We start from the raw sequence: 10,334 nt of genomic DNA, 5'->3' as shown, positions 1-10,334 counted from the left end.
AAGGTGCCCACACCCGGAGTATCATCAGGATGGAAACCGCTAAGTATGGCAGCAAGATGATTGGTTTTAAGTTCTTCGCTCCAAGTGGTATAGCTGGTCTTATGCATGACCAAAGAAACCATCATAGAGCGGATCATGTCTGAGGGAAGCCTTGGAACCGGACCAAACAGGGAATAGCGGTCATACATGATCGCATCTATTTTGGAGAGGTCCATTGAGTAGAATTTCCCAATGACTGCCCACAAGGAAGGACCAAAACGAGTGAAAGCATCAGGATAGTATTGCTTTAGCAAAGATATCATCTTTGCCTGATAGGCGGCATGACCGCCGAGGTTAATAGGCTTGCACATGAACAAACACCTCCGATCGAGAATTATCCGGCGCCGCGAAGCGGCCGCAGATTTGTGAGGATTTGTCAAGTCCTATATTTGGTATTTTTTGAAAAAATGGGGGGATTTGAGAAATGGAACAAAAGAAAAAGCCCTTGGAATCTAGGCTAAAGATTCCGAGAGCCTATACAGATAAGGGGGGGGCAAATAGATATGAACCAGAAACGAATTAGTCGATATGACAATCTGAAAGGACTTCTTATTATTCTTGTGGTGCTTGTTCATGTGATGCTGTCAAGAAAGTTTATTCGAAACAATGAATTTCCAGTTTGTTTAATGATTGAAAGCATTATTGAATCATTTACTATGCCTGCCTTTGTATTTGTTTCCGGTATGTTCGCCACAAAAAAAATGACGTATGAGGGACAGATTGAGAAATTAGTTTCGAATTTGTTTTTGCCTTATATGATCTTTCATCTTCTATATTGGGCTATATTTAACCGTGCACTTAAACAAGTGTTTGATTCAAGTTACCATACATGGTACCTTCTGAGCTTGTTTTGTTGGAGACTCATGGTTAAACCTATTTCAAAAATAAGATTTCAGTTTCTGTTTTCTATTGTATGGTCATTGATTTGCGGTTTTACTCCGGCAGGTCAGATGTTATCGATATCCAGAACCATATGCTTTTTCCCATATTTTTTGGCCGGTTACTATACAGATAAAGAATTAATCCCCAAATTAGGAAACACATTTGTGAAGAAGATTCTCGCTGCAGGTGTTATACTTAGTATTTTCCTGCTTGTCATAAGTCTTTGGCAGAAGGGATTGCCGATGGTGAAATTTGCATATAATCGGGACGGGTATGCATACTTTGGTATGTCTAATATTCATGGTGTTCTCCTTCGCTCTTTGGGATATTTAATAGGTTTTAGTGTAACCATTTGTCTGATCATTCTTATTCCTGATAAAGAATGTTTTCTGACGTCCTTTGGAAGAAATACCATGCCACTCTATATTTTGCATCCTTTTATTATTAAAACAGGAGAGAAGGTATTAAGAAAAACACAAGTCTTATCATCAATGAGAGAACTTGAGTTCCTGCTTTTTTCAGTTATCATTACCGTTACACTTTGCGTATTATTAAGCAGTCAATATGTGTCTAGCAATTTTCAACGATTTATGGATGTAGTCACAAGATGTTTTGTTAAAAAAGAGCAGACAGCTTATCTTTAGGAATAAACAAATCAATATAATTTTTAAAAGGAGAAGAAAAATTGAAAGTTGCGGTTATTGGAACAGGAACATTAGGCCCATCAATTGCTCAGGTATTTGCCCAGTGTGATATGATTGAGAAAGTATATCTTTGCAAAGGGAGAGAATCCTCAAAAAGCAATGGCAAAGATAAAATTGATCAGGTTCTTAACAAACTTGTAGTAAAAGAGAAAATCAGCAGTGAACAAGCTAATAAATGGCTTAGTAAAATTGAGACGGGAAATAAGATGCTTGCAGAAAATGCAGATATACTGGTGGAAGCTGTCGCGGAAAAATTGGATATTAAGAAAGAGATTTTTCGGGAACTCGATCAAATCTGTAATGAGCATACTGTTTTTACTACCAACACCTCATCCTTGCCGATAAATATTATTGGGGAAGGTTTGTCGCGCCCTTTGGTTGGTATGCATTTTTTTAACCCTGCGTCTGTGATGAAGCTGGTTGAAGTGGTTGCCTCAGATGGAACACCTCATGAAATTGTGGATTTTGTTATGAAAATGGCACTTGAAATAGGAAAAACACCTATTCTTGTACATGAGGCACCAGGGTTTGTTGTAAATCGTGTACTGATTCCTATGATCAATGAAGCAATCAGCATTTACGCAGAAGGTGTGGCAAGTGTTGAGGATATTGACACGGCGATGAAATTGGGTGCGAATCATCCGATGGGACCATTAGCGTTGGGAGATCTGATTGGCCTTGATGTTGTCCTTGCGATTTTAAACGTGATGTTGAAAGAGAGTGGGGATAATCGTTATCTTCCGCAGCCTATGCTCAAAAGAATGGTAAGGGAAAAGAGGCTCGGCCGTAAAACGGGAGAGGGTTTCTATAAGTATTAAAGGAGCATAATTCATGAATAATATGGTCAGACAAGAAAAGCTCAGAGATTCTAGATATGAGTTGATCAGAATTATTGCGATGATCCTTATTATGGCCTCACATTGTGTCAAGTTTACTATAGGTGACTATGGATTTATCAATCAACCAGCAACGTTTAATTATATTGTAGCTATGATAGCTATCATGTTTGGAAATGTAGGAACCTATTTGTTTATCATTCTTACATGCTGGTTTTCAACAGGCAGAGTGAGTTTCAAGGCAAAAAGAGTTACCAAGATGCTTTGGCAGACATGGACAACTTGTATCCTGTGTATACTAATAGCACTGGTTTTCAAAATGAAAACAATAAATAAAGTATATATTATCCGAGAACTGATTACACCATTCGATACCCAATATTGGTTCGTCACAACAATTGTTGTCTTTACCATGTTATTGCCTGTACTCCAGATGGTTGATTTGAAATTAGATAATAAAAAAATAAAGGTCATTTGTGCTGTTTTAATTCTGGCAAGGCCTGTTAGAGCAATTGTATCGAAGGATTTAGCAGGAGACCTTTGTGATTTTATCGCTTGCTTTTTTATTGTTTCATATCTGAAACGTGAACCGGAAAACTGGCTTAGGAAGCATTATAGAAGCGGTCTATTTTTATATTCGCTATTCGTCTCAATATTAATTTTATGTAAGTTTGCCCTACCGGATAAACTATTCGGACTTACTATCTTTACGAGTGATGGCGGTGGCTTATATGCAGCTTTAGTACGCAGAATAAGACTTCGAACTATCTTTCAATTGTTTGGAGCAATTTGCGCGTTTTATGCATTGAAAGAAACAACAATAAAACCGAATAAAACGATTAACCTCATAGCAAGTAATGCTTTCGGTGTATATCTATGGCACTACAATTATGCATTTAGAGCAATAATATGGAAAGGAATATTCTGTGCGAATTATCTATATACCAAAACGTATATGTATATTTTTCTTATTATGCTTGGCCCAGTCATGGTTTATTTGGCTTGTTCCATAGTGGAGGTTGTTCGCAAAAAAATATTTGATGATTATCTTTATGAAAAAATGCCATGGATTCAGAAGTTGGAGATTTGTATAGACAATCTATACGAATGGAATGATTTAAAACAATGAGATGATAAGTGAATTAGAACAATACAACCTGTAAATCTGATCCTAGATAGTGTATGCTCAAGAACTAAAATGCCTTGAAATTGCTGACTTTTTTGCCTATACGTGAGATAATTGATGCAAGGAATTACATCATAATTTCTCAAAAACCTTGCACTTTTCGCGGAGAATCCCATGTATAAGAAAAATCAAAATCATCAGTTTAGTCTCGGAGATTTCAATCAGCCAATGGGTCTAAAACTTGATCCAGAGAATAAATGGATAAAAAAAGCTGCTATGATTCCCTGGGATGAAATAGAAGCTGTGTATGCAGATCTGTTTCCTTCTGATTGTGGAATGCCTGCAAAACCACTACGTATGGCACTGGGGGCTCTCCTGATTCAAAAAAAGTTTGGCTTTTCTGACAGAGAACTCGTCGAGCAGATCCAAGAGAATCCGTATTACCAGTATTTTATTGGATTGCCTGGATTTCAATTGGACAAACCATTTGCACCATCTTTGATGGTGGAATTTCGCAAAAGGATCACTGATGAAAAGCTCGCAGAGATCAATGAATTAATCATCGATTACAACAAAAATGATGAAGACGAAATGATCATAGCGATGATTCATCAAGTGGTAAAGGCACGCTGATAATTGATGCAACATGTGCTCCGCAGAACATTGCATTTCCTCAGGACATTAACTTGTTAAATGAAGCAAGAGAAAACCTTGAAGCAATTATTTCATCTGTCTGTTACGAGTACAACATTTTAAAACCTCGCATGTACAAAAATAATGCGAGAAAAGATTACCTAGCCCTGGCTAAATGTAAAAAACGATCTTCCAAGAAAATACGTAAGGCAATCAAGAAACAACTCCAATACATCAGGCGTGACAGGAATTACATTGACTGGTTCATGAGTTATGGCTACTATCCTGACAAGCACCAGATGGAAAGAATAGCGGTCATTTATAAAGTGTATGAACAGCAGGAATACATGTATAAAAACAATGTTCACACTGTTCAGGCCCGGCTTTAGGAAGACCAGGGAAGAATGTTTCAATCGATAAACGTACAGAGTACGTGGATAGCGTTGACAGAATTGAGGTAGAGCGAAAATTTGCATTATCAAAACATAGTCATGGTCTTGGATTAATCATGACCAAGCTTGAAGAAACAAGTCGAAGCTCTATAGCCCTGTCGATCATATCCATGAACTTAGATTGCCTCCTGAGGCTTTCTTTGTTCCAAAAATTGATTTTGATATTTTCAAGGTTCAAGTATTTTTATGAGGTAGCCGTTTGAAAAAATCAGGCGGTTAATGAGCATACACTATCATGAAACAAAAGCTGCTGCAGTCATGGAGGCGATATTAAATCTCATTCTGTCTGTTGCTTTGGTTATTATAATTCCTGTTTGGGAGTTTAAAATGGTAGGGGTAGCGATTGGCACACTGGCAGCCAATCTGTTTCGTACTTCCCAATATGCGATTTATATAGAAAAGCATGTTATTCAACGAGGAAGCTATGTATTTATCTTGAAAATTTTATGGACTTTGTTTAACATGGCTTTAGCGGTTGTCCTTTGTCGTACTTTTGTTGGCATAAACATTGATTCATGGTTATCATGGGTTGGTTATTCTGTTTTGGTTGGTGCATTTTGTTTCGTGATAGTTCTTTTATCTGCCTCGATATTTTACAGAAAAGATATGATTGTTGCGAGCCAGGTGTTTATTTCTATGCTAAAACGAAGGAAGTAGTGTTTCTACACACAAGGTTTGAACCGAGTACCATAAAAAATGGAAGAACGAGGAGACAGATATGCATTTTAGTTAAACAGGTATTACCAATATGTATTTATCAACTGAGAAATCTAGTTGTTTTATCAATTAAACAGGTTATTTTAATGATTTGTAGAGGAGAGGGTTAAAAGGTTTAGGTTATGAGAAAAACAAAAAAACAGATACTTGTATTCTTGCTTTCACTTTCATTTATTCTTAACAATGCAGTTATTCCTGCATTGGCAAATGAAAATAATGGAAGCAGTGAAGTTGTTGAGTTATATTCGGAGGTTGATGACACCAAAGAAAAAAACGTTGAGGACAACTATGAAGAAAATGATTTTCCTCAAGATAATGAGGAATCGGGAAAGGATAATACTGATGATTCATTAGGCGAGGATGAAGAGCATGATCTTCCTCAAGATAATGAGGAATCGGGTGAGGATAATACTGATGATTCATTAAGCGAGGATGAAGAGCGTGTTGATGATACAGATGACTATAGTGAAGTAAACGAAAATGAGTCATCTGAAAATACTTATTCGGGTGAACAAGACCATGATTCGAATGTTAACAGTAAGGTAAACGAGTCTGAATCATCATCAAGAGAAGAAATAGTAGAGGGTGAAGATACCGAGATTAATAGCGATGATTTAATCCCATCGGATGCAACAGGTGGCGAAGAAGATTCAGAATTAGTGCTTGATGACGAAGAAACATTAGTTGAAACAGAAGAAGTAGTGATTTTCGAAGAATCGGAAACCACCGCTGCAGCATTAGAAGAGATAATGCAAATTGATCCTGTAACAACAGCTTATCCGATTGATGCTTCAATTGATGATATCGAATATGAGTTAGATGCAGAGAAAGTGGTGTTTAGTGATCTCGATGATAGTGATGAACTATTTAAACAGTATGTTGATAGTTTATTTGGGACATCTGGAACGGGAAAACGTTTATTCAAGGCACCGCGAAGCAGTAAATTAACCGGAATTAATAAAGATATTTATCCATTGTTAAAGGAAAAGATTACGCAAATTGCTAATGGAGAAGAAAGCTCGACGTTAATTGAAATCCCTTTATATGAGTTGTTTGATCAATACGAGTATACTGCGGAAGAATTAGGTTTAGAGAGCTTTGTTGAAAATGGTTCAATTACTACAGAGGCTGAAAATGCATTTTATGAGAAGATTGGTTATGACAGTTCAGCACTACTCAATGCAATTCGATTGGATTGTCCTTATGAATTATATTGGTATGATAAGAAATCCGGCTGTACTTCCATTTTTAATGTTTCATGGTATAGGAACAGAATTGAGATAAATTCAGATTCGGTTCTAAAAATGTGGTTTGCTGCATCAGAAGATTATATACCGGAAGGTGCAGAACTTCAGAATGTATATTCAGAACAGATGTATCTTGAAGTTGATACAGCAAAAACAGGTGCTGCAAAAACAGCGGTCGAAAATGCAAATTATATAATTGACAATGCAGAGGGACTTTCAGATTACGGAAAACTGGAATATTTCAAGGATTCAATATGTAATCTGGTGGATTACAATTACGATGCTTTGACGGATGATACTTACGGGGATCCCTGGCAGATTGTAAACGTATTTGATGGAAATGAAAACACTAAGGTTGTTTGTGAGGGATATGCAAAAGCCTTTAAGTATCTCTGCGATAAATCACAGTTTGATTATGAAGATTTTGATTGCTATATAGTAAATGGCACTACGAGTGGCAGACATATGTGGAACATCGTTCATATGAAAGGTGGAGCAAACTATCTTGTAGATGTAACAAACATGGATGAAGGTATGTCTGGATACCCGGATCTGCTGTTCCTTAAAGGTGCAACAAAAACCTCTGATGCAAATTGCTATAGGTTTTTTGTAAATAATATAAATGGATATATAGATTATTTATACTCAGAAGAGACATTATCAAATTATAGTTCTGAAGAGTTGACATTGGCAACTAGTGATTATGTAGTTTCGCAAGTTACGGAACAAGTACTTACGGGAGGAGGCATTACAGAAACCATCTACTGGGGCATCAATGAGGAGGGGGAACTTAGGATCAGCGCGTCCGCGCTTCCGGAGGAATATACCGGCGGCAACTTTGCAGGAGACACATGGTTTAGCTGGTACTCGCCTTGGTATTCGGAAAGGAGCAAAATCTACTCGGTTGTAGTGGGAGAGGATAATAATCTCGTCATTCCCGAATACACGGAATACTGGTTTTCTGATTTGAGTAATGTGACAAAAATAGATCTGAACGGCCTTGACACTTCGAATGTAAAGCAAATGGATTACATGTTCAAAAACTGTACCGGATTGACGGAGTTGGATGTGAGCAGTATTGACACGTCTAATGCGACGTGCATTGCCGGGATGTTCTATGGCTGCAGCGGTTTGAAGAGTATTGATGTGAGCAAATTCGACACGTCCAACGCAGAGATCATGAGCAGTATGTTCAGTGGCTGCAGCGGTTTGACAAAACTTGACGTGAGTGGCTTTGATACGTCAAATGTATCATCGATGGATGACATGTTCAATGGTTGCAGCAGTTTGACGAGTTTGGATGTGAGCAAATTCGACACGTCCAACGCAGAGATCATGAGCAGTATGTTCAGTGGCTGCAGCGGGTTAACGAAACTGGATGTTAGCGGATTTGACACATCAAATGTATATGGCATTGGTCTTATGTTTCAGGGTTGCAGTGGATTAACGAGTTTGGATGTTAGCGGATTTGACACTTCAAACGTAAGGTACATGAATTGTATGTTTGATGGTTGTAGCGGATTAACGAGTCTGGATGTTAGCGGATTTAAAACCTCGAATGTTGAGGGAATGAGTAGCATGTTTAAGGGCTGTAGTAATTTGGCTGCGCTGGATTTGAGCAACTTTGATACGTCAAAAGTTACGCGCATGGATACCATGTTTTATAACTGCAGCAGCTTAACTACCTTGGATTTGAGCAGCTTTGATACGTCAAAAGTCACGCACATGACTGCCATGTTCAAAAGTTGCTGGAACCTTTCATCTATAGTTGTATCAGAAAGCTGGACGACGACAAATGCAGTTCAATATGGTAATCAGCTCTTTTCATACTGCACAAGCCTTGTTGGCGGGGCCGGAACCAAATACGATATAAAGCACACTGATGTAGAGTATGCTCATATTGATGGCGGCTCGGAAAATCCGGGTTATTTTACAAAAGGTAGTGCTGCAAATGGTGGCTCTACAAGTGGTAAATCACTTAATGGATGGGTTGAAACAGCCGACGGATGGAGATATTACAATAATGACGAATATGTGACAAACCAGTGGCAGGATAAGGATGGCTATAGTAGCTATCTTGGTTCTGATGGTATCATGGTTGTCAGTGATTTTGTACATGATGGTGATAACACCTACTACATGGATCAGGATGGGCGAATGCTTGTTCAAAAATGGTTCAGTGTTGACAATGACTGGTATTGGCCTGATCAGGATGGCACCTTGATTCATAATACTATTAAAACTATTAATGGCAATCGGTTTGCTTTTGGCGATGATTGTAAAATGCTCCGCGGTTATGTTTCAGCTGATCTTGAGGAAATCAATGATACAGAAGATCCAATATTGTCTGCATCATACTATTTTAATCAGACTGGAGAAGAACCGGAAGGTGCCATGGTAACAGGATGGCATACATATAAAGGTACCTTGAATGCCCAAAGGTATAAAGATTATTCGGAAATCAAGGTATATTTTGATCCGGAAACAGGTAAAAAGATAATTGATCAGACGAAAACAATCGATGAAGTTCAATATGAATTTGATTCATATGGCATTGTGATTCTCAATACTCAGCAGGGTGGCATTACAGAAACCATCTACTGGGGCATAAATTCGGACGGGGAACTCAGGATCAGTGCGTCCGTGCTTTCGGATGAATATACCGGCGGCAGCTTCGCAGGAGATGCATTGTTTGACTGGAATACTAATGCACCTTGGTATTCGAAAAGAAGCAGAATTAACTCTGTTGTTGTGGGAGAGGATAAAGATCCAGTCATTCCCCTATACACGAGCTACTGGTTTTCTGATCTGAGTAAAGCAAAAAAAATTAATCTGAGTGGCCTTGACACCTCGAACGTAAAGGATATGGGTGGCATGTTCAGTAATTGCACCGGTTTAGCAAGTCTGGATGTGAGCAGTTTTAACACATCTAATGTAAAGAATATGCGCGATATGTTCTGCTGGTGCACCGGTTTGACGAGTCTGGATGTGAGCAATTTTGACACTTCGAATGTAGAGGACATGAGTGACATGTTCGATGGCTGTAGCACGTTGACGAGTTTGAATGTGAGCAAATTCGACACATCAAATGTAACGAACATGAGTTATATGTTTAATTATTGCAGTGGATTAACTGCTCTTGATTTGAGCGGTTTTAACACCTCGAATGTAAAATTCATGGCTGGTATGTTCAGACTATGTAGCGGATTGACTACACTTGATTTGAGCAGCTTTGATACGTCAATAGTTACGGACATGGGCAGCATGTTCCAAAATTGTGGTAACCTTTCAACCATTCTTGTGTCAGAAAACTGGACGACAAATGCAGTCCAACTTTCTAATCAGATGTTTACATACTCTACAAGTCTTGTTGGTGGGGCCGGAACCAAATATGATTCAGGATATACAGATGTAGAGTATGCTCATATCGATGGCGGTTCGGAAAACCCAGGTTATCTTACAGATGGTAGTGTAGTTCCTTCTGTAGAATTAAAGATCACAGAACAGCCGCAGGATGCGACAGCAGAGATAGGCAGCAATGTAACATGGAGAGTAGTGGCAGAAGGAGAAGGACTAAGCTATGACTGGGAATTCAAGTATGCCGGAACGACAGTGTGGAAGAAGACAGCCGTATCTGTAAACGGAAACAGCAGCCTCACCCTGAAGATGAAGGCGAACTATGACGGAATGGCAGTACG

The 10,334-nt window shown here is 38.5% G+C and carries 5 protein-coding genes and 2 pseudogenes; 6 read left to right on the top strand and 1 reads right to left on the bottom strand.

Going from position 1 to position 10,334, the window contains the following annotated elements; all coding sequences use genetic code 11:
• A pseudogene (locus G625_RS20065) lies at positions 1-350 on the bottom strand (hypothetical protein); the annotation flags it as partial.
• 192 nt (positions 351-542) lie between these two features.
• Between G625_RS20065 and G625_RS0113770 the strand changes: the two are divergent.
• The 6 genes and pseudogenes from G625_RS0113770 to G625_RS21515 all read left to right on the top strand — a co-directional run.
• Positions 543-1,565, top strand: a complete 1,023-nt coding sequence (locus tag G625_RS0113770; RefSeq protein ID WP_029201570.1) for an acyltransferase family protein — start codon at positions 543-545, stop codon at positions 1,563-1,565.
• Positions 1,566-1,606: 41 nt separating this feature from the next.
• Complete coding sequence (locus G625_RS0113765; RefSeq protein WP_029201569.1) at positions 1,607-2,443, top strand: 3-hydroxyacyl-CoA dehydrogenase family protein; 837 nt, start codon at positions 1,607-1,609, stop codon at positions 2,441-2,443.
• Between the two features lie 13 nt (positions 2,444-2,456).
• Entirely contained in the window at positions 2,457-3,590 is a 1,134-nt protein-coding gene (locus G625_RS0113760) for an acyltransferase family protein (RefSeq protein ID WP_029201568.1), read from the top strand.
• A 171-nt stretch (positions 3,591-3,761) separates the two neighbouring features.
• Positions 3,762-4,875: pseudogene (locus G625_RS22045) on the top strand (transposase).
• A gap of 16 nt (positions 4,876-4,891) precedes the next feature.
• On the top strand, positions 4,892-5,329 hold the full coding sequence (locus tag G625_RS0113745) for a hypothetical protein (RefSeq protein WP_029201566.1): 438 nt from the start codon (positions 4,892-4,894) through the stop codon (positions 5,327-5,329).
• Between the two features lie 182 nt (positions 5,330-5,511).
• Positions 5,512-10,334 (top strand): BspA family leucine-rich repeat surface protein (locus tag G625_RS21515; protein WP_156885139.1); only part of this gene is annotated, 4,823 nt, incomplete at its 3' end.

Source organism: Oribacterium sp. NK2B42 (assembly GCF_000424445.1).
Lineage (GTDB): Bacteria > Bacillota > Clostridia > Lachnospirales > Lachnospiraceae > Oribacterium.
Note: the sequence above shows the minus strand (reverse complement) of the source record. Positions and strands in the feature narration are given on the sequence as shown.

What these genes read in the sequence shown, in the direction of transcription:
- G625_RS0113770 (WP_029201570.1), top strand. Translation starts at nt 543, where the DNA reads ATGAACCAGAAACGAATTAGTCGATATGACAATCTGAAAGGACTTCTT.
- G625_RS0113745 (WP_029201566.1), top strand. Translation starts at nt 4,892, where the DNA reads ATGAGCATACACTATCATGAAACAAAAGCTGCTGCAGTCATGGAGGCG.
- G625_RS0113760 (WP_029201568.1), top strand. Translation starts at nt 2,457, where the DNA reads ATGAATAATATGGTCAGACAAGAAAAGCTCAGAGATTCTAGATATGAG.